Here is a 255-nt window from a genome sequence, read left to right on the forward strand (position 1 = left end):
CGCTGGCTGGACGTCGTATGCTCATTGTCGAGGATGAAGCCATCCTTGCGATGGATCTGGAAATGATTTTCGAGGATCAAGGCTGCGAGGTGCTTGACCCTGCCTTCAGCGTGAAGCGTGCACTCGCCCTGATCGAGACGGAGCGCCCAGATGGCGCTACGCTCGACATGAACCTCAACGGCGAGTCGTCAGCCCCCGTTGCCGCTGCCCTACGCGAGCGAAACATCCCGTTCATCCTGCTCTCCGGTAATACCG

The 255-nt window shown here is 59.6% G+C and carries 1 protein-coding gene; it reads left to right on the forward strand.

The features are described from left to right. Positions 1 to 17: 17 nt before the first annotated feature. Positions 18 to 255: response regulator (locus GZH79_RS18555; RefSeq protein ID WP_211645269.1), on the forward strand; the 238-nt coding region annotated here is incomplete at its 3' end.

This window comes from Loktanella sp. SALINAS62, from assembly GCF_018263905.1.
GTDB lineage: Bacteria > Pseudomonadota > Alphaproteobacteria > Rhodobacterales > Rhodobacteraceae > Loktanella.